13 protein-coding genes are annotated in these 20009 nt (G+C 43.6%); 9 read left to right on the top strand and 4 right to left on the bottom strand.

What is annotated here, in order from left to right; genetic code table 11:
- Window positions 1-848: 848 nt before the first annotated feature.
- From CXF88_RS09765 to CXF88_RS09735, 7 genes are all read left to right on the top strand, one after another.
- Complete coding sequence (locus CXF88_RS09765; protein WP_101086665.1) at window positions 849-3785, top strand: TonB-dependent receptor; 2937 nt, start codon at window positions 849-851, stop codon at window positions 3783-3785.
- Between the two features lie 315 nt (window positions 3786-4100).
- Entirely contained in the window at window positions 4101-5678 is a 1578-nt protein-coding gene (locus CXF88_RS09760; RefSeq protein ID WP_101086664.1) for a tryptophan halogenase family protein, read from the top strand.
- Between the two features lie 110 nt (window positions 5679-5788).
- The gene (locus CXF88_RS09755) at window positions 5789-6511 is read left to right on the top strand and encodes a SapC family protein (protein WP_101086663.1); all 723 of its coding nucleotides are present in this window, start codon (window positions 5789-5791) and stop codon (window positions 6509-6511) included.
- Between the two features lie 5 nt (window positions 6512-6516).
- The gene (locus CXF88_RS09750; RefSeq protein WP_101086662.1) at window positions 6517-7539 is read left to right on the top strand and encodes a cupin-like domain-containing protein; all 1023 of its coding nucleotides are present in this window, start codon (window positions 6517-6519) and stop codon (window positions 7537-7539) included.
- 42 nt (window positions 7540-7581) lie between these two features.
- The gene (locus tag CXF88_RS09745) at window positions 7582-9069 is read left to right on the top strand and encodes a tryptophan halogenase family protein (RefSeq protein ID WP_101086661.1); all 1488 of its coding nucleotides are present in this window, start codon (window positions 7582-7584) and stop codon (window positions 9067-9069) included.
- 9 nt (window positions 9070-9078) lie between these two features.
- A complete protein-coding gene (locus tag CXF88_RS09740) occupies window positions 9079-9840 on the top strand; it encodes a DUF6445 family protein (protein WP_101086660.1) in 762 nt (253 codons plus the stop codon).
- A gap of 15 nt (window positions 9841-9855) precedes the next feature.
- On the top strand, window positions 9856-12489 hold the full coding sequence (locus CXF88_RS09735) for a glycoside hydrolase family 3 C-terminal domain-containing protein (protein WP_101086659.1): 2634 nt from the start codon (window positions 9856-9858) through the stop codon (window positions 12487-12489).
- Window positions 12490-12564: 75 nt separating this feature from the next.
- On the opposite strand, the gene CXF88_RS09730 is transcribed toward CXF88_RS09735, so the two are convergent.
- Window positions 12565-13035, bottom strand: coding sequence for a tRNA-uridine aminocarboxypropyltransferase (locus CXF88_RS09730; RefSeq protein WP_101086658.1), 471 nt, complete (start codon window positions 13033-13035; stop codon window positions 12565-12567).
- A 242-nt stretch (window positions 13036-13277) separates the two neighbouring features.
- Between CXF88_RS09730 and CXF88_RS09725 the strand changes: the two genes are divergently transcribed.
- A complete protein-coding gene (locus CXF88_RS09725; RefSeq protein ID WP_101086657.1) occupies window positions 13278-13892 on the top strand; it encodes a LysE family translocator in 615 nt (204 codons plus the stop codon).
- 9 nt (window positions 13893-13901) lie between these two features.
- Window positions 13902-14906 carry an NADH:flavin oxidoreductase gene (locus CXF88_RS09720; RefSeq protein WP_101086656.1) on the top strand — a complete coding sequence of 335 codons (1005 nt, stop codon included), beginning with the start codon at window positions 13902-13904 and terminating at the stop codon, window positions 14904-14906.
- A gap of 150 nt (window positions 14907-15056) precedes the next feature.
- Here the strand turns inward: CXF88_RS09720 and mdoH are convergent, their stop codons facing one another.
- The 3 genes from mdoH to CXF88_RS09705 all read right to left on the bottom strand — a co-directional run bounded on the left by mdoH (window position 15057) and on the right by CXF88_RS09705 (window position 19856).
- Complete coding sequence (gene mdoH, locus CXF88_RS09715; protein ID WP_101086655.1) at window positions 15057-17195, bottom strand: glucans biosynthesis glucosyltransferase MdoH; 2139 nt, start codon at window positions 17193-17195, stop codon at window positions 15057-15059.
- A complete protein-coding gene (locus CXF88_RS09710) occupies window positions 17192-18766 on the bottom strand; it encodes a glucan biosynthesis protein G (protein WP_242445128.1) in 1575 nt (524 codons plus the stop codon). Before CXF88_RS09710 ends, mdoH begins: the two co-directional genes overlap by 4 nt.
- A 751-nt stretch (window positions 18767-19517) precedes the next feature.
- Entirely contained in the window at window positions 19518-19856 is a 339-nt protein-coding gene (locus CXF88_RS09705; protein ID WP_242445150.1) for a hypothetical protein, read from the bottom strand.
- Window positions 19857-20009 lie beyond the last annotated feature (153 nt).

Here is a 20009-nt window from a genome sequence, read left to right as displayed (position 1 = left end):
AGCATATATCATTAATTGTTCATGTTATTTAGCAACGGTATTGGCTCATAATGCAGTCGCTATTAGCTAATACAGCAACTATCAACGAGTGTAATAACTATTAACATTTGATTTTTGATACGACCCACTAATAAAAAGCAAACCTCTCACATATTCACCGCTAACATAACACTCAGTATTTAAGTGAAACTCCAATACCTGCTCACGACTGACATTATTACGATTACCTGAGCTAGGTGATTACTGGCATGTTCAAGTCACTTATCAGCTCCCCTTTTCACCAGACAATATAATAGTCCAACGTATCTAACATTCAATGTAACACCTTCACCACCATTGTTGCTTTCACAAGGTATCTATATTGAACGAGCCAGCGCTGATGATAGTAATAGGATGAAGTCAAAGGCGTGAGTGTTAACCCTATTGATTGACAACCATGCCACCCAAATACATGACAACACCTTAGATTCTGCCTCTGAGCACACCTTATTCGAGCCCAATAGTAAGATAAGTCATAAATATAATTGGTAACAATCTAACCCACAAAAGAAAGCGCTTACATTTTAGCGCGGAAATAAATATTAAATTAAAAATGTTTAAAAACAATGGATAACAATATTTAGTATAAAAAAATCTACATCTGAGTTAATGAAATGTAATAATTCGAACTTGTTTTTGTTGACTGCGGTCACATTTTACACTAGTTTTATGTAAGCGCTTACATTAGATGTTTTATAACCCTACAATTATAAATAATGATTACTGCGTGGATAGAGAATTAAAAAAACGATTTGCGCCTAACCCGCAATATTGAGAGAAGTAAAATCTAGTCAATGGGGATTTCCTAGATGAAAACAACAAAATTTACAAAAACTAAGCTTGCGACCAGTTTATCGCTAGTGCTTGGTGTGAGCAGTATGTTACCAGCCTATGCTGCTGATGAAGCAAGTGAAGAAAATATCGAAGTAATATCGGTTACTGGTATTCGTGGCAGTTTAATTAAATCAATGGATGTGAAACGTTCATCAAGTGGAGTCGTTGACTCTATTTCAGCTGAAGACATTGGTAAGTTTCCTGATACCAACCTAGCGGAATCGTTACAGCGTATTACTGGTGTATCGATTGACCGTTCTAACGGTGAAGGCAGTAAAGTATCCGTGCGTGGTTTTGGTCCAGACTACAACTTGATCACCCTCAATGGTCGTCAAATGCCTGTGACTACAGGTTCGCGCTCATTTGATTTTGCTAACATCGCTTCTGAAAGTATCAGTGGTGTTGAAGTACACAAAACTAGCCAAGCTTCAGATTCAACCGGTGGTATTGGTTCTACTATTGATATTTTAACGCATAAGCCATTCAGCTCTCCGGGCTTAAAAGCCACATTTGGTGTAAAAGCAGTTGATGATCAATCAACCGATAATGGCTCAGTTACCCCTGAGTTATCAGGTTTATACTCAAACACGTTTGCTGATGATAAATTTGGTATTTCACTCTCGGCCAGTTATCAAGAGCGTGAAAGTGGCAACCAACAAGCACAGGTCGGGACCGGCTGGCGTAGCTTCCCAGGTTCTGCTGACAACAGTGATTGGGGCGGCGTTGCTAAAGACAGCACCCAAGTTAATCGTCCTGGTGATAGCGATATTTATTCAGTTCCGCAAACCACTGTTTATCGTTTTGAAGAACAACAACGTACCCGTACTAACGGCCAGTTAGTATTACAGTACAGCCCTGTTGATAGCGTAGTCGCAAGCTTAGATTATACCTACATGCGTAACGACATCGACACTCAATCGAATGACGTATCAGCATGGTTTAACTTCGTTCCGTCTGAAAACGTATGGTCTGATGGCCCTATCGCCTCACCACTTATTTATTCTGAAACTTATGGTTCACCTGCTGATTTATCTATGGCGGCTGGTGATTATGGCGTACGTAACGAAAGTGGTTCTTTAGGTTTTAACCTTGAGTGGCAAGCAACAGATAACTTAAAGCTGACATTTGATGCGCACAACTCGGTTGCGGAAAACAAACCAAACAACCTTTATGGTTCAAACAACAATTTAAGTACTGCAGCGTTTGTGCGTACCAGCGCGGCAACTGACTTTAGCGGTGACTTACCAGTGCTTGCTGTTGGTGGTGGTAATGCAGTGACACCTGCAGACATGATGCTTACCGGTTCTGTTTTTGGTAACGCACGTAATAAGTCTGAAATTGATCAATACCAATTTGACGGTGAATACTTATTTGAAGATGCTGGCAGCATTGACTTTGGTGTTGCGTTAACGAACGTAAACAATCACTCACAAAGCGTCAACGTTCAGCGTAACGATTGGGGTGGAGTAGGCTCTGCTGGTGACTTTGAAGACGCATGGTTCCCAGCTGACACCATTCATGACAAATTTGACGCCAATGGTGGTGACTTCTCACTTTCAGACGGTAGCTTCGATGTTTTAGATACCATTTTCATGTGGGACTTTGCGTCAGTACGTGATTTTGCAGCAGCAAACTATGCCTCTGCTGTCAGTGGTGATTGTGGTAATGGCTTCTGCCCTTCAACAAACTATGCCGCTGAAACAGACCGTTACACTGAAGAAGAATCACAAGCCGTTTATGTACAGTACAACTACGATAATGAAATTGCCGGCATGCCATATGACGTGCATTTCGGACTTCGTTATGAGCAAACTGATGTCACCTCGACCGCAGCCGTTGCTGGTTATGATGGCGCAAATTGGATTGCTGAAACTGAAATTGCATTAGTGGGTACTGGTGAGCAAGTTTTTGAAACCAAAACCGGTGATTACGACTATTTACTTCCAAGCTTCAACTTTAATATTGAAGTGGTAGAAGATGTCATGCTTCGTGCAGCATACAGCGAAACCATTGGTCGTCCTAGCTACACAGATATTCAAGGCGGTACGGTATTAGCGACCCTTGCCAATCGTAGTAATGGTGGTGGTTCTGCTGGTAACCCTACATTATTGCCGCTCGAGTCTGAAAATATCGACTTCTCGGCAGAGTGGTATTACGCGCCATCGAGCTACGTGTCGGTAGGATACTTCCGTAAAGACACTAAGAACTTTATCAGTTCTGAAACAGTTAAAACCACTAACGGCATTTATAACCCAGCATCTGGTGATTTATATAAAGCTGCTGTGGCCGCAACGGGGACAACTGAAGCTGGCGCTGTTCGTGATTATATTTTCGCAAATTATGCTGATAATGCTGCTGTAGATGCCACCAATCAAATTATTAGCGGCAGTGCAGCTAATAATGATGAATTGTTGAACTTTAATATTTCAACGCCATCAAATAGCTCTAATAACTCAGTCATTGATGGTTGGGAGTTTGCGGCTCAACACTTCTTCGGCGAAAGCGGATTTGGTGTAATAGCCAACTACACCTTGGTTGATAGTGATCAGGCTTACGACAACTTCTCATTTGATGCACAGTCAGCATTAATCGGTATCAGTGACACTGCTAATGCGGTATTGGTGTACGAGAATTATGGTTTCCAAGCTCGTATCGCATACAACTGGCGTGATGAGTTCTTAAACTCTACAGGTCAAGGTACTGGCGCTAACCCACAGTACACAGAAGCTTACTCGCAAATCGATTTGTCTGTTAGTTATGATGTCGAATCTGTTGAAGGCTTAACCGTGTTTTTCGAAGGACTTAACATTACTGAAGAGTACATCCGTGTTCACGGTCGTGCAGAAGAGCAAGTGTTAAACCTAACCGAAACCGGCGCTCGTTATAGTTTAGGTGCTCGCTACACTTTCTAGCCTATAGCGTAATGCAATAGTCATTGAGTGATATTTCGGCTAATACCCCAGTGTTAGACGGAATTCACTCAAGTTCCCTTTCAGGTCGTTGAGGTGCCAGCCTTTGTCACCTCCTTTTATTGCAACATATTGAGTAACAAGGACGTTACTATTTTTTACGCCTAGTTGTTTGAAACCATACACGCAAAACATAAAAAAACTATTACTTGAATGTGCTGACATTTTATTGAATGCTAGTTAATGTGTTTTTTAAGCAATCAGATTTTTAGATTCATCAGAATAAAAATAATAATCACGCCAAAAGCGTAGGTAAAGATGATGCAAAAACCAATAACCGAAATAGTCATCGTTGGAGGCGGTACAGCTGGTTGGATAACTGCCGGTTTGTTGGCCGCTGAACATAATGTTGATAACGGTGTTTTAGCTCACTCTCCCAAACTCAATATTACTTTAATCGAATCACCGGATGTGGCCACTATTGGCGTAGGTGAAGGCACTTGGCCTTCAATGCGCTCAACCCTGAGCAAAATTGGTATCGATGAGAACGACTTTATTCGCCAATGTGATGCTAGCTTTAAACAGGGCTCTCGGTTTATCAATTGGTGTGCAGACCCACAAAGCAAGGTCACTGACAGCTATTTACATCCATTTAGTTTGCCCCACGGTCACCAAGAACTCGACTTATGCCAATATTGGCTGCCTCATGCCGAACAAGTCAGCTTTGCCGAAGCCGTTTGTAGCCAGCAAGTATTAACTCAGCTTGGTTTAGCCCCCAAAAGCATTGCCACTGCTCAGTATCATTTTCAAAATAACTACGGCTACCACCTTAATGCCGCTAAGTTTAGTCAGTTACTCACAGAGCATTGCACTCAAAAACTCGGCGTCACCCATATTCGCGACCATGTCAGTCAAATTATTAATAACGATCATGGCGACATCGACAAGCTGATCACTAAACAACATGGCGAAATCAGTGGCCAGTTATTTATCGACTGCACCGGCGCAAAATCTCTACTGTTAGGTGAACACTTGCAAGTGCCTTTTTTATGTCAAAAATCGGTGCTTTTTAATGATCGCGCACTAGCGATACAAGTCCCCTACCCTGATGCAAATAGCCCTATTGCGTCTTGCACACACTCAACTGCACAGTCAAACGGTTGGATTTGGGATATAGGCCTACCAACGCGTAAAGGTGTCGGCTATGTATATTCATCAAGCCATACCAATGACATAGATGCACAGCAAACATTGTTTAATTATCTCGGTGTTGATGGCGCTGCAGCTGACAAATTGGAACCGAGACAACTGACGATTAACCCTGGGTATCGTGCTAAATGCTGGCAAAATAACTGTATTGCTATCGGGATGGCAGCAGGCTTTATCGAACCATTAGAAGCGTCGGCTTTGGCATTAATAGAATGGACTGCGTCTACCTTAGCCCAACAATTACCACCCAATCGTATGGTGATGGACACGATTGCTACGCGAGTTAACGAGCGCTATCAACTACACTGGCAACAAATTATCGACTTTTTAAAGCTGCATTATGTGATAAGCCGACGTGAAGTTGATGGTTATTGGCGTGACCATCGTGAGTCAAACTCAATCCCCGACAGCTTACAAGCCATGCTCGAATTATGGCGTTATCAAACACCGAGCCAACAAGATATTAGTTATAAAGAAGCCTTATTTCCGGCAGCCAGTTTTCAATATGTACTTTATGGCATGGGCTATAACACCCAATTGCCCAATCATGTGAAACCGTCAATGCAACAATTGGCACAGCGACTGTTTAATGACAATCAACAGCGCACCCAAGCGCTTGCTAAAAACCTGCCGAGTAATCGCGAGTTACTCGATAAAGTTGCGCAATATGGTTTCCCTAAGCTTTAAGACATGACATAAATAATCACGATAACAACGCAAATAAGATTACAGACAAAATTCACGTACAATAATCATAAAAATACGACGTATTTGAACGAATAAGATAGGACATTAAAATGAGCCAACATGTATTACTAAACAGCATTGAACATAAAGACGTAAAAGTGATGACTCATCGCTCTGCTGCACTAGGCGATAACCTTTGGTATAGCGTGACATTTCCGCAAGAGTTTCGCAGCGTGCAAGCCCACTACCCGATCTTTTTTCATAAAGATACTGCCACAGGTCAGTTTTACGCGGTGGCACTATTTGGTTTTCAGCAAAATGATAACGTGTTTTTAAGTGAACAAGGCTGGAGCGCATCATACGTGCCGCTTACTGTGCGTCGCCAACCTTTTTTAATCGGTCAACAAACCGTACTTGAAGACGGTGTAGAACGTCAGCAACGCGTTATTCATGTGGACTTAGACCACCCTAGAGTCAGCGAAACCGAAGGTGAAGCATTATTTTTACCTTACGGCGGTAACACGCCATTACTCGATGAAGTCGGCGAAATTCTTGAGGTCATACATCATGGTTTACAAGATGGTCAACGCTTTGTCGATGCCTTGATTGAACATCAATTGCTGGAATCATTCACTTTAGATATTGAGTTAGACAACGGTCAAAAAAATCAGATGATCGGTTTTTATACCATCAATGAAGAAACCTTAGCCGGATTGTCTGCTGACGCATTAGCAAAGCTGCACCAGCAAGGTTACTTGCAAGCCATTTACATGACATTAGCCTCGCAAAGCAATGTAAGAGACTTACTTAACCTCAAGAATGCGCAAGGTTAATAGTGATGACAACGGTCAAAACACTGCAGCAAGTCGAACGTATCAATGAATGTACATTAGAGAACGTCATAGACTTAATCCGTGATGCCGACAAACCCATGGTATTTAAAGGGCTGTGTCGCCATTGGCCGTTGGTCCAGGCAGGATTAGAGTCGGCACAAAGTGCGATGACTTACCTGCGCCAGTTTTATCAAGGCATGCCAGTAACTGCGTATTATTTACCGCCAGAGCAACAGGGTAGAGTGTTTTACAATGAAAAACTTGATGGTTTTAATTATCAAGCCGGCCGATTGGACTTTAATCAGCTGCTAGACCGATTAAGCCAAGAAATGATTAAAGACATGCCTGCGGGAATGTACATGGGCTCGACCGATATCCACCAATGTTTACCCGGTTTAGGGGCACAAAACAGTTTAGATTTAGCGCCCATGCAACCGTTAACCAGCATCTGGCTGGGCAATCAAACCAAGGTGGCTGCTCATTATGACTTTCCGCTAAATCTGGCGTGTAACGTGGTTGGTAAGCGTACCTTTACCCTATTCCCACCCGAGCAAATTAGTAATTTGTATGTTGGCCCCATGGAACTGGCACCCGGTGGCCAAGACATCAGTCTCGTTGATATGGCGAACCCCGACTTTGAACGTTTCCCGCGTTTTCAGCAGGCATTAGACGCCAGCCTAACAGCAGAGCTAAGCCCTGGTGATGTATTATTTATTCCCAGCATGTGGTGGCACCATGTTCGTGGCGTCGATGACTTTAACGTACTCATTACCCACTGGTGGCGGGATACTCCTGGCTTTTTAGGCCGCCCTAACAATGCCTTATTGCACAGTATATTAAGCTTACGCTCTCTGCCTAAAGCTCAGCGCCAAGCATGGAAATCGATATTCGAACACTACATTTTCGATCATGACGATGTTGATGACAGTCATATTCCCGACAATGTGAAAGGCATGCAAACTAAGCCATTAGACGAATTAACGGCCCGCAAAATACGTGCAGACTTAATCAATAAATTAAAACGATAATGCTGAACACAGCAAGATATCAAGCCAAACAGGATGCCCAAGATGAATAAATCAATCAAAAAAGTTGTCATTGCCGGTGGTGGAACCGCAGGTTGGATGGCCGCAGCCGCCTTTAGCAAACTGTTGGGCAAAAATCTTGAAATTGTATTAGTAGAATCTGACGAAATTGGTACTGTTGGTGTCGGTGAAGCCACTATTCCAACCTTGCATATTTTCCATCGTTTACTTGGGTTAAAAGAGCAAGACGTTATGGCAGCCACTAATGCCACCTTCAAACTCGGTATCCAGTTTGAAAACTGGCATGACGTCAACAAAGACTACCTGCATTCATTTGGCTTTTTAGGTAAAGACTGCTGGGCTTGTGGCTTTCAGCACTTTTGGCTTAAAGGCAAGCAACAAGGCCTAGTCAGTGACATTGGCGACTATTGCACCGAGCATTTAGCTGCTCGCCAAGGCCGATTTGCCGTATTACCTAATCAAGACTACAACCATGCTTACCATATGGATGCGAGCCTTTACGCTAAATTTTTACGTAAATTTGCCGAACACCATGGCATGACCCGCATCGAAGGTAAAATCGCCGACGTATTACAACACGACGACACGGGTAATATCCGCGCGTTAAAGCTTGAAAATGGTGAGTTAATTGAAGGCGATTTATTTATCGACTGCACCGGATTTAAAGCGTTGCTTATTGAGCAAACCTTAAACACTGGCTTTGAAGATTGGAGCCACTGGTTACCGTGCGACAGTGCCATTGCAGTACAAACTGAAGCGGTTCAAAAACCAATTCCATATACCCGCTCGATTGCCCGAGAGTCTGGTTGGCAATGGCGTATCCCGTTACAAACCCGCACCGGCAATGGTTTAGTGTTTTGCAGTAAATACATTTCTGATGCTGATGCGACTGAATTATTGCTCAATAACATTGAAGGCGCGCCGATCAATCAACCTCGGGTGATTAAGTTTAAAACGGGTACTCGTCGTCAACATTGGAACAAAAACTGTATAGCAATAGGGTTAGCTGCCGGCTTTTTAGAGCCATTAGAGTCCACCAGCATTCATATGATCCAACGCAGCATAGTGCGCCTATTACAGCTGTTCCCGTCGCAAGGCATTATAGATACCGATATTGCTGAATTCAATCAACAAACTAAAGTTGAAATGGATAACATTCGCGACTTTATTATTTTGCATTACAAGGTCACTGATCGCGAAGACAGTCGCTTTTGGCGTTACTGTAAAAACATGCCAATTCCAGCCTCATTACAACATCGTATCGACATGTTCAGCCAATCAGGCAAAGTCTATAAATACGGCAATGAATTGTTTGGTGAAAGCTCGTGGATACAAGTGATGATGGGCCAAGGCTTAATGCCGAAAGAATATCATCCTATTGTCGACATGATGGACGAAGCGGAATTAACCAGCTTTTTAAACAGCATTAAAGCAACGGTAAAACGTAAAGTTGATACCTTGCCAGCGCACCATGATTTTGTGCAGCATTACTGTAAATCAGCCAGCATGTAAGGTTGTAACATGACAACCGACTCATCGAACAACCAAACGATATCAAGCAAGAATACTCTATCAAGCAAGAGTATTATCAAGGTGGGGCCATTTACGCCCCAGATTGAGTTTATTGGCCTACAGCAAACGCCGGTGATTATCATTGATGACTTTGGCGCTGATCTGTCGCCGCTAATCGATATTGCGATAGATGATAGTCAATTTAATCAAGACCAAGGTTCATACTATCCAGGGCAGCGCGCACCGCTGCCCAAACAATATGTAATCGACGTAATTAATGCGGTATATCAGTTGATATATGACACCTACAAGGTGCCACACTCGTTACGCTTAAAGCCCCAACAATGCGTGTTTTCGGTTATCGACAAGCCTGCTCAACGTTTATTGCCGCTGCAATGCATGCCACATTTTGACACCCCAGAGCCGCACTATTTTGCGATTCTGCACTATCTCAATAATGGCGACCATGGTGATACCGGATTTTTTCGCCATAACACCACGCAATATGAACAGATAACACCACATAACATCGACCATTACTTTAGTCAGGCACAGCCGGTTGTCGATGCACAACAAACGCTGACGCCTGATTATGTGGTCGATAGTAATGATCACTACACCCTTTATCATCAGGTTCAATATCGGCCAAATCGTTTAGTCATTTATCCCGGCAACCTACTCCACTCGACGTTAGTCAACTCAGCAACAGACATCGATAGCAGTCCTAAAACAGGACGACTTACCGCGAATATCTTTATCAATTTCAAATAACACAGGGACCTCGTTATGGCTAAGCCACAGCACGGCAACATCTCGTCAAATCATAAAAAGAAAGCGCTTACAGCATGTGTTTCATCACTTATATGCTTAGGTGTCAGCCACGCTGCACTGGCGGCACACCCAACGATTACCCCACAAACCTTACATGCATTAACGGTGTTACCAGATAATGAAAAGCTGCGTATTGGCAATCGTATCAGCCAAGTCGAAGATGACATTAACCGCTTATTACCTCAATTAACCTTAGAGGAAAAAGTGTCATTAGTGCATGCTGCGGGCAAGTTTCACATACCTGCTATTGAGCGCTTAGGCATACATGAAATGTGGATGTCAGACGGCCCACACGGTGTGCGCTACGAAATCGATCGCAACTCATGGGCACCCGCAGGATGGACTAATGATTACTCGACCTATTTACCGCCATTAACTGCCATCGCCGCCAGTTGGGATCTCAACATGGCCACGCTGCACGGCAATGTGCTTGGCGCCGAAGCACGTCATCGCAATAAAGATCTTATTTTGGGCCCTGGTGTAAACCTCGCGCGCCTACCGTTATATGGGCGTAACTTTGAATACATGGGTGAAGACCCATTTTTAGCAGCTAGCTTAGTAGTGCCTGAAATTAAAGCGATTCAGGCCAATGATGTCGGCGCCACCGTAAAGCATTATGCCCTTAATACCCAAGAACTCAACCGCACAAAAGTAAATGCAAAACCTGATGAGCGCACCTTGCGTGAAGTGTATTTACCAGCGTTTGAAGCGGCGGTAAAACAAGCCAACGTACATGCCATTATGGGCGCCTATAACGAATTTAGAGGCACTAACGCCAATCAGAGCAAGCACTTAGTCAATACTATCTTAAAAGGCGAATGGGGCTTTCAAGGGGTGCTACTTACCGACTGGAACGTCGACATCAACACTTATGATGCCGCCATGAACGGCCTTGATATTGAAATGGGCACAGATGTCGCTGATTTTGACGATTACTTTATGGCAAAACCGCTACTCGAGATGCTTAACGCTGGTAAAGTACCAGTATCGGTACTTGATGATAAAGTCCGCCGTATTTTACGGGTGCAACTCAGCATCGGCATGATGGATAAACACCGTTTATCCGGCGAGCGTAACACTCAAGCTCACCGTGATGATGCTCGCACACTTGCCGCCAATGGCATTGTATTACTTAAAAACGATAACAAGGTATTACCGCTTCACGCTGACAAACTTAAACATGTCTTGGTACTTGGTCCCAATGCCGATAAACGCCATGGATTTGGTGGCGGCTCATCAGAAGTTAAAGCACTCTACGAAATCAGCCCATTAGCCGGTTTAAAAGCCAAACTGGGTGACAAGGTCGACATTCAACTAATGTGTCCAGCCAGCAGCCAGTTTATGCCGATACCCAATGACTATCTCACCACTCGTCATTGGACAGGCACGCCATCGTGGCAAATTAATTATTACAATGACAACAAAATGACCCAGCTCGCCAGTGAATCATGGATAGCCGATCCGCAATTTAATGCCAAAGGCCAAAAACAGTTTGTCGATATTAAAGCCAACATCAAACCTATCGAAACGGGCAGCCACAGTTTTAACATAAAAGCTGACGGCCAAGTGGCATTGTACATTAACGATAAACAGCTGATCGCCAGCACCCAAGCAAACCAAGGACATGTTATCAGTAAAGCCATGACCTTAACTGCTGGTGAAACTTACGCGGTGAGCTTACGTTACCAAGGCGACAAGCAAGCCACCTTAGGCTGGGAAACGCCCAACAGTTTGTACAATACCGAACAAGAGTATTTAGCCGCAGCTAAAAAAGCCGATGCGGTTATCTACTTTGGCGGCTTAAGTCATGCTGATGACCGCGAGTCTATCGACAGACCTGACATGGTATTGCCTGGCCAACAAGATGAGGTCATCGCCAAACTGCTCAAAGTGAATCCAAATACTGTGGTGTTTATGATTGGCGGTTCTGCGGTAGAAATGCCGTGGGCAGATAACGCTAAAGCGGTTGTGTGGGGCTGGTATGGCGGTATGGAAGCCGGTAATGCTTACGCGGATATGTTATTGGGCAATCAAAACCCTAGCGGTAAAATGCCAATTACCTTACCGAAAAAGCTCACCGACACTGCGCCAATAGCGTTAAACGATTACAACGCCACTGAATCAGTTTATAGCGAAGGGGTATTTATTGGTTATCGCTGGTTTGAACAGCAAAATATTGCGCCGTTATTTGCCTTTGGCCATGGCTTGTCTTACAGCCAATTTGATTACAGCAACATCCGTCTTTCAAGCGCTGACATTGCAGGCAATGACACTATCACCGTTACTGTCGATGTCACTAACACCAGTAAAGTCGATGGTGCCGAGGTAGTGCAATTGTATTTGCACGACGTTAAAGCCAGCGTACCGCGTCCAGCAAAAGAGCTAAAAGGCTTTGATAAGTTATGGTTAAAGGCAGGTGAAACCAAAACAGCTAGCTTTACGCTAACCCAACGCGACTTATCGTTTTGGGACGTTAACACTAATAATTGGTTAGCCGAATCAGGTCAGTTTGAAGTGATGATTGGCGCATCGGTTGCCGACATTCGTTTGCGTAAACACTTTGACTATCAACATAAAGCCAAACCTTAGCGGTTCAACTTAGTCTCTTATAACCCAACAACTGCCTGCGTCACATTATTCTGTTGGCGCAGGCAGCTCCAAACGTTAACGCTCAATAAATGTCATCAGTTGCTCGGTTAACCTTGTCGATAATGCGCTTTCACCCGCATGATTAAGCAGTAATGCCACACATTCTGCTGTGCATAAACCACCTTCAATTTGATTGCGCCTAAGTGGGTATATCGATTTAGGTGGATTCACTAAAGACACTTTAGGCAATTCCTTTAGATAAGGGCTCTGATTAAACATTTTGCGCGCTTCTTGCCAAGTGGCATCGATAATCACTAAATATTCAGGCGACGCTAATGACAAACCAGCCTCTTGCGTAGTGTCATCACTTGGAAACACTAAGCCTACTTTACCCGCTTCAATCGCAGCCAATAATTCAGCATCGGGCTGTTTGCGGTGCCACTCAACCACCCGCGCGCTATCGCCTAAAACGTGTTTGACTAATTGGCCGGTATTATTAGCACGATCCATTTCTCGTGAATGCGTTAGTAAAATAATTTTCAACATAATTTTAAAAATAACACCTATAAAATGAACCGCTTAACGCCGTAATGACATACCGCAATACCAAAGTAATAAAACATAACGTCGATAAAACAGTATTCAACCAACTGAAACGACTGCTTACGATAGACCGATACATTAACGCTATGAAAATACGATATACTCTCGAAAAATCGATTTAGTGTCGCGACCTAATCGATTATAACCACCGTATTCTACCCATAAACCCAAGTTCAGGTTATTTAATGATACTACAGCAAGTTATTGCATTATTTTTCACTATGTTAATTTTGGCGATACTACCGGGACCGGCAGTGTTTGCCGTGGTATCAAGAGCATTTTCAAATGGGTTCAAGCATGGCGCTTTTATTACCCTTGGCGTACTGATGGGCGACTTTGTTTATATCCTATTAGCCTTGTTTGGTTTGGCCGCCATTGCCAATGCGATGGGGCCAGCGTTTGAACTAATAAAGTACGCCAGTGCGCTTTATTTATGCTGGTTAGGTTTCAGTATGTTGCGTGCAACGGCCAAAGGCGTTCAATTAGCAACCATACCGAAAGTGAGCCAATTTAAAAATTTAATCACAGGCCTGCTTATTGCCCTTGGCAATCCTAAAGCATTGATATTTTACGTCAGCTTTTTTCCTGCTTTTGTGCCTATGGTCCATGTTGACCTTATCGATGTGATGATTATACTCGCCACTGCAACCTTGGCTTTTGGTTCCGTTAACCTCACTTATGCATATTTGGCATCAAGTGCAAAACAGGTATTTACCTCCCCTAAAGCGGCAACGATAATGAATCGTACTGCAGGCAGTATTATGTTGATTGCTGGCATATTGATAGCCATAAATATATAGGATGTTGCAATGACCGCGTTACGCTTTACCCCACTCACACTCACAAACGGACTGACCTTTAAAAACCGTTTAGTGGTGCCGCCAATGGCGTCACAAACCGCAGACCTAAATGGCTTAGCAACTGAAACGACCATCAATCATTACCATCATTTAGCCCAGTCGGGTGCAGGGTTGGTGATGGTAGAATACAGCCATGTAAATTTGGCAGGACGAAGTGAGTCTAATCAGCTTGGGGCGCATGATGATGTTTGCTTACCCGGCTTAAGCCAAATTGCCACGACGTTACATAATGCAGGGGTAAAAACAGGCTTACAAATTACCCATTGCGGCGGCAAAGACAGTGCAGGTATTAGCGCTGATATTATGGGGCCGTCAGGCATTACCGTGCCAGCATATGATCGTGTATTACCAACCCCTAGAGCCATGACATTGGATGATATCAATCAATGGCAGCAGGATTTTGTTAGTGCTGCCATTCGTGCTGACAAAGCCGGATTTGATTTAGTCGAGCTGCACTGTGCCCACGGTTACGGTATTAATCAATGGTTATCTCCGCTCACTAATCAACGCCAAGACCAATACGGTGGCAGCCTTGAAAATCGCGCCAGAATATTGATCGAAATAGTCAGTAAAATAAAACAAGCGGCGCCAAGATTAGCAGTAATGACCCGCATTCCTGGGCAAGACGGTTACCCTGGTGGTTTGTCTCATGACGATATGGGCCACGTTAGCCAATGGCTAGTTGATGCGGGCGTTGAAATACTTAATGTTTCATCAGGCATTGGGGGCTGGAATCGCCCTAAAGACAAACGCGGCGAGGGCTTTTTAGTTGAAGATGCAGCGCCGCTGACAGGTACAACGAAAGCGGCAGTGATTGGTGTCGGCGGCATTGAAAGTATTGATTACATCGAAACCATTTTAGCCACTGAACAGGTTGATTTAGTGGCTGTGGGCCGGGCTATTTTGGCCGGACCAAGTGAGTTTGCAACCCGAGTGATGGCTCAACATAAATAATGCTGTAACGTCAGCAATGGCTCAGCCTAAATAATGATCTAGAGCCTAAATCTAATCTTAATTGCTGAGTATTAAGTACTAAAAAAGCCGCTTAATAACACATTATTGAGCGGCTTTTTTAGTACTTGTTACAAAGACGAGTGATAGAAATTAATTACCGATTGTTTTCAATTTCTGTAGATAATCCGCATTGCTTAATAATGCTATCACCTCTGCGGGTTCCAACCATGATTCTAATTGCGATAAGCTTTCAGCATGGTTTAATTTCCATTCCGCAATAATTCTCGGGGCATAAAACGTCGGCTTTTGCTCACCTAAATCAGGTAACTGCGCAAGGTGCCATTTAAATAATAAAGGATTATTAACCAACCGACTGAACGGATGCATGTGTCGTAGATGGGGCAAATTAGCCTCGTTTTCCTTCACTTTAACCAAAATGTTAACTGGTTTTTTTTCTTCAGGCGCTCGCAGTAATCCGACTGTTTTAATCCATTTAGTTCGCCTCGCGCCGCCGCTTAACCAAGACAAAGGGATCGATAGCATCAACCCTATTGTAATCGGTAATAACCAGTAAAAGAGTTCTGTACTGAGCGATAGTGCGGTCAAAGCAAGCGCAACCCCAAACACGGTATGACCAAGATGAGCACGCATCACTGACATCCAGCTCAATGCACCATCGTCTCGAGATTGCGGCATCCAACCACTGTCTTTGCCTCGAAATATAGACAACACCACGCCAAACTGCGACACCATCAGAATAGGTGCATACAGAGCAGACATGATCATTTCCAACAAGGTACTCAAGGTTAACAATATTGGCCCGCCAAATCGTAAACACCGCGGAATATTAATCAAGGCAGCAAACCAGCCAAATGCTTTAGGTGCCAGCACAATGGCCATTGACACCACAAACAGGCTTAATGCGCGCTCAGAATCAAACACTGGCCAGGTTGGAAACAGCGATGGATTGGCAAAGTACTCTGGACGTATAAATGCCGCCTGAACCGCAATAGCAAGCCCGACCATAATCAGGGCTAACCAAAAAATGGCGCTCAGGTAAGACATCACCCCAGACAAAAGATGCAACCGCGTCGGCAATGAGAAACCGCGAGCAAACATAAATGCTGAATGCTGTAAATTACCCTGACACCAGCGTCGGTCACGGATCATCACATCAATTAACGACGGTGGAGCTTCTTCAAATGAAGCCTCAATATCGGTATCAAAACGAACTCCCCAGCCTGCACGACGCAGCAACGCCGCTTCGATAAAGTCATGACTTAATACATGGCCGCCAAAAGGTGCTTTACCGGACAGAATAGGCAGATGACAGGACTCAGCAAATGCTTTGGTGCGAATAATGGCATTGTGGCCCCAAAAATTTGAGGACAAACCATGCCAAGCCGACAAACCCTCGGCATAAATAGGACCGAAGCATTGATTGGCAAACTGTTGCAAACGGCTGTAAAGCGTATTGGCAAACACCAGTGTCGGTAAGGTTTGAATAAGACCGACGCCAGGTGCGCCAGCTAAACGACGTGATAATGTCACCATCGACTTTGCACTCATGATACTGTCAGCATCAAGCACTAACATTGCCTCATAATCACCGCCCCAACGCTGAACCCAGTCGCCGATATTACCGGCTTTACGTTCACTGTTTTGGTGACGACGACGGTAATAAACCGGACACTGTGGTTGGCTGTTATTGATAAGATCTAGAAAAGTCTGTTCCTCAGCAATCCATGCATCAGCTCGATTAGTGTCACTGAGAATAAAGAAAGCATATTTACCCGGTGCGGTAGCGATTAAATCTGCACTCATCGCCTCTATTGTGGCCCGAATACGCAGCGGATCTTCATTATAAATAGGCAGCAATACCGCCGTTTTGAACTCTGGTTCTGTCTCATTCTCTTTAATTAGGCGCGGTTTTAGATGCAACAGAAAACCCAATAGTGCCTGTGAAAAAGCAAAAGTAACCCACAGAAAGTTAATGCTAAACAACAGCAAAAAAACCATTTGCAAACTGGTAATGGCATTGGTGTTAAGCACCAAATACATTTCTCTTATGCCATAAGTCGATAAGCCTGCTGTAACCATAAACACAAATAACTGTGCAACAAATGTGCGCAGCGTAAACCACACGGTTTGTTGACTCGGAGTTAATCTATGACCTGGTTCAGAAACCTCATGACGAGACATCAGCAGTGGCGATTCCTCTGGCAATGCACGTGCATCATGATAGGTATTGTTAACGTGAGCAGACAGAGGATTATTATTGTCTATCATAAAGGCCAGTCCTCTGCAGTAAAGCGATACAGCCATGTCATGCCAAGCGGTTTATCTTTGTTGCTTAGCTGTACACGTAATTCTGCAACCTCAGCATCTTGCGGATCGAACGTGATAAAAACTCTGGCACCATCAACACTGGGATTAGACTCAATACGTGATTCTAAAATAGCGCCGCTGCTGATACTGGCATCGACGCGAATATGGCTGATATCATTGGCATTAATGTGACTGTAATCGATAACAATCTCATTTTTATCCGTCGATAACTTGCGACCACCAGCAGTTCGAACCACTTTTACTTTGCCTTCGGTTTTAGGGATCTGATCCACCCAGGTCAATTGATATGAATAGGCGAATGGCTGGCCTTTTTTCAAACCTTGTTCTGGCTTCCAATAGGCAACAATATTGTCATTGGCTTCAGAATCAGATGGAATTTCAACCAGTTCAACTCTACCTTTACCCCAATCACCCGTTGGTTCAACCCACGCAGATGGACGAAGATGATAATTTGCTTCAAGGTCCTGATAATAATCTAATTTTCGATGTGGCTGGATCAAACCAAATCCTTTAGGATTCTCATCCATAAAAGAACTCACCTGTAATCCACGAGGATTATTCAGCGGACGCCAGATTTTCTCATTATTACCTTTTTCCATTAGCAGGCCTTCAGAGTCATGCACCGCAGGACGGTAATCAGCAGTATCAGCGCGATCGATGCCGCCATGCATAAACATTGACGTTAACGGAGCCAGACCCACATTCTTAACATCCTGCCTTGGGAAAAGCTTAACATCGACACCCATTCGGGTCGGATCGCCAGGGTAAATAGCAAAACGATAGGCTCCTGTTACACTCACACTGTCTAGTAACGCATGGACCACAATCGCCTCTTGATGACTGGATGGACGTTCAATCCAAAACTTTTTAAATAAAGGATATTCTTCACCTTTAGGATCGGCAACATTGATGGCAAGTCCGCGGGTAGATAAGCCATACGCTTGCCCTTTAGAGACCCCACGAAAATAACTGGCGCCCTGAAACACAAGAAATTCATCTTTATAATCATCGCGATTGATCGGGTAATGCAAACGAAAACCTGCATATTTACCGACTTGCTCCAGTAATTTGCCAATTGATTCATCTGGCACTCTGAAGGATGATTCAGATACTGCTACCGGAAATGATTTACCATTCTCGACCACGTCGATATCAATCAACTGTTTATAGATATACCCAGGAGCAAATAGTTGTATCGAGAAAGGCGTGGGCGCATTGCCCCAAATAGCAGCATGTTGTTGGAAATTAATTTGACGATAGGTTGAGTAATCTATTTTAGTCAGTGCTTCGGGGGCTTGTTTGGGTTCAACAAAGGGGGTCTGGGACAGTTTTCGAGCAACTTCTACGACTGTGTCATGGGAGAATGGCTTGCCATCAGTTTTGGATACTGGCGTTTCTGCATAAGCAATACTTACCGATGAAACTAAAAAGAGTGATACCACGAGATGAACCAAAGCTTGCACAGAAAAGCGCTCATCAAGCATATTTTTTAGCGGTGAATCGTAAAACATATTAACAGTCCTTAACATATTGAAACTCCTTATTGAACATTCACAAAATAGCTCCACAACATCGTACTCACTAACGGTTCTGCCCCTGTGCTGTTAATCGAGGCTGGTATTAATCGAGGCTGGTGTTGACCGAAGATAATTTTAGTCAAAGATCATTTAAACGACCTCGTTTAGATAATATTGATCACTATCAGCATAGCTTCAATTATTTAAAAAAATGAACCCCAATCATCTTGAGCATTACGACTTAACTAGTATTACCATTAAACGTAAACATTTTGAGTATTTTATCCACAATATGAATATTGTTTAACGCTCAATCCTATTTCGCTGAAATATATGGCCAATATCTAACCCAATAATGACTATTAGTAATAAATACGACTAAATAAGGGCAAATAAATAAGGGCGAATAAGCAAGGCGTGCCATTTGGTGAATTAATCTAACGACCATTTGAGATAAGCACGGTATTGGAGGGAACCACTACAAGCGTTCAAAGGACTCAAGCTAAAAGATAAATGACAATAAGGTTATGGGCGAATATAGGTAATCGGTTTAGGTATTGAGTGGCAGCAACATGATTGTTGTTTAATTTGGCGCAGTACACAATATCGATATTGATGATGGCAAAGTGAATGGGAATAGCGCAAAAGGTTTGGCATATCCACTTGTGGAACGTCTGACGGTTAGCGTGATTGAACGCCCATAACGATGAGTGCTTATATTTGATAAGGCACTCGCTGAATGAAATTACACAGCATCTGAATCTATTGAAATTATGCCTTTAAATATCAGCGGGTAGCGTCTTACCCGTTGGCCAATATCATCACTCATCACTTGCCTATATAGCAGTTCAATGTCGTTATCGTCTTCAAACACCAACAGTAACCGATCAATTGCCGTGTGCAGGCCTTTTTTCAAATAAGGTTGAGCTTGGAACTCAGCAATATTACGTCTAACTATGGCAATTTTCTCAGGATGAAGCCGAAGAACGGTAAACACCTGTTCAAAATAAGCTGTGTGCTCAGCGGGCGTCGCACGAGACGAACGCCGTTGTCTTGGCGCTGATGAACCACGTTTAAAGTACATTGCAACCAAGGCTTATCTCCATTTTCGAGTTAATGTTTATCGAGCCAACGTGTATCGAGCCCATATTTATCGAGCCAAAGCTTATCGAGCCAAAGCTTATTGAGCCAAAAATGTATCGAGTCAATGTTTTTGAGCCAATGTTATCGAGTTCAT

The organism is Shewanella sp. ALD9, assembly GCF_002836315.1.
GTDB lineage: Bacteria > Pseudomonadota > Gammaproteobacteria > Enterobacterales > Shewanellaceae > Shewanella.
This window is presented reverse-complemented; position numbering and strand designations above follow the sequence as displayed.

What these genes read in the sequence shown, in the direction of transcription:
- CXF88_RS09765 (WP_101086665.1), top strand. Translation starts at nt 849, where the DNA reads ATGAAAACAACAAAATTTACAAAAACTAAGCTTGCGACCAGTTTATCG.
- CXF88_RS09760 (WP_101086664.1), top strand. Translation starts at nt 4,101, where the DNA reads ATGATGCAAAAACCAATAACCGAAATAGTCATCGTTGGAGGCGGTACA.
- CXF88_RS09755 (WP_101086663.1), top strand. Translation starts at nt 5,789, where the DNA reads ATGAGCCAACATGTATTACTAAACAGCATTGAACATAAAGACGTAAAA.
- CXF88_RS09750 (WP_101086662.1), top strand. Translation starts at nt 6,517, where the DNA reads ATGACAACGGTCAAAACACTGCAGCAAGTCGAACGTATCAATGAATGT.
- CXF88_RS09745 (WP_101086661.1), top strand. Translation starts at nt 7,582, where the DNA reads ATGAATAAATCAATCAAAAAAGTTGTCATTGCCGGTGGTGGAACCGCA.
- CXF88_RS09740 (WP_101086660.1), top strand. Translation starts at nt 9,079, where the DNA reads ATGACAACCGACTCATCGAACAACCAAACGATATCAAGCAAGAATACT.
- CXF88_RS09735 (WP_101086659.1), top strand. Translation starts at nt 9,856, where the DNA reads ATGGCTAAGCCACAGCACGGCAACATCTCGTCAAATCATAAAAAGAAA.
- CXF88_RS09730 (WP_101086658.1), bottom strand. Translation starts at nt 13,035, where the DNA reads ATGTTGAAAATTATTTTACTAACGCATTCACGAGAAATGGATCGTGCT.
- CXF88_RS09725 (WP_101086657.1), top strand. Translation starts at nt 13,278, where the DNA reads ATGATACTACAGCAAGTTATTGCATTATTTTTCACTATGTTAATTTTG.
- CXF88_RS09720 (WP_101086656.1), top strand. Translation starts at nt 13,902, where the DNA reads ATGACCGCGTTACGCTTTACCCCACTCACACTCACAAACGGACTGACC.
- mdoH (WP_101086655.1), bottom strand. Translation starts at nt 17,195, where the DNA reads ATGATAGACAATAATAATCCTCTGTCTGCTCACGTTAACAATACCTAT.
- CXF88_RS09710 (WP_242445128.1), bottom strand. Translation starts at nt 18,766, where the DNA reads ATGTTTTACGATTCACCGCTAAAAAATATGCTTGATGAGCGCTTTTCT.
- CXF88_RS09705 (WP_242445150.1), bottom strand. Translation starts at nt 19,856, where the DNA reads ATGTACTTTAAACGTGGTTCATCAGCGCCAAGACAACGGCGTTCGTCT.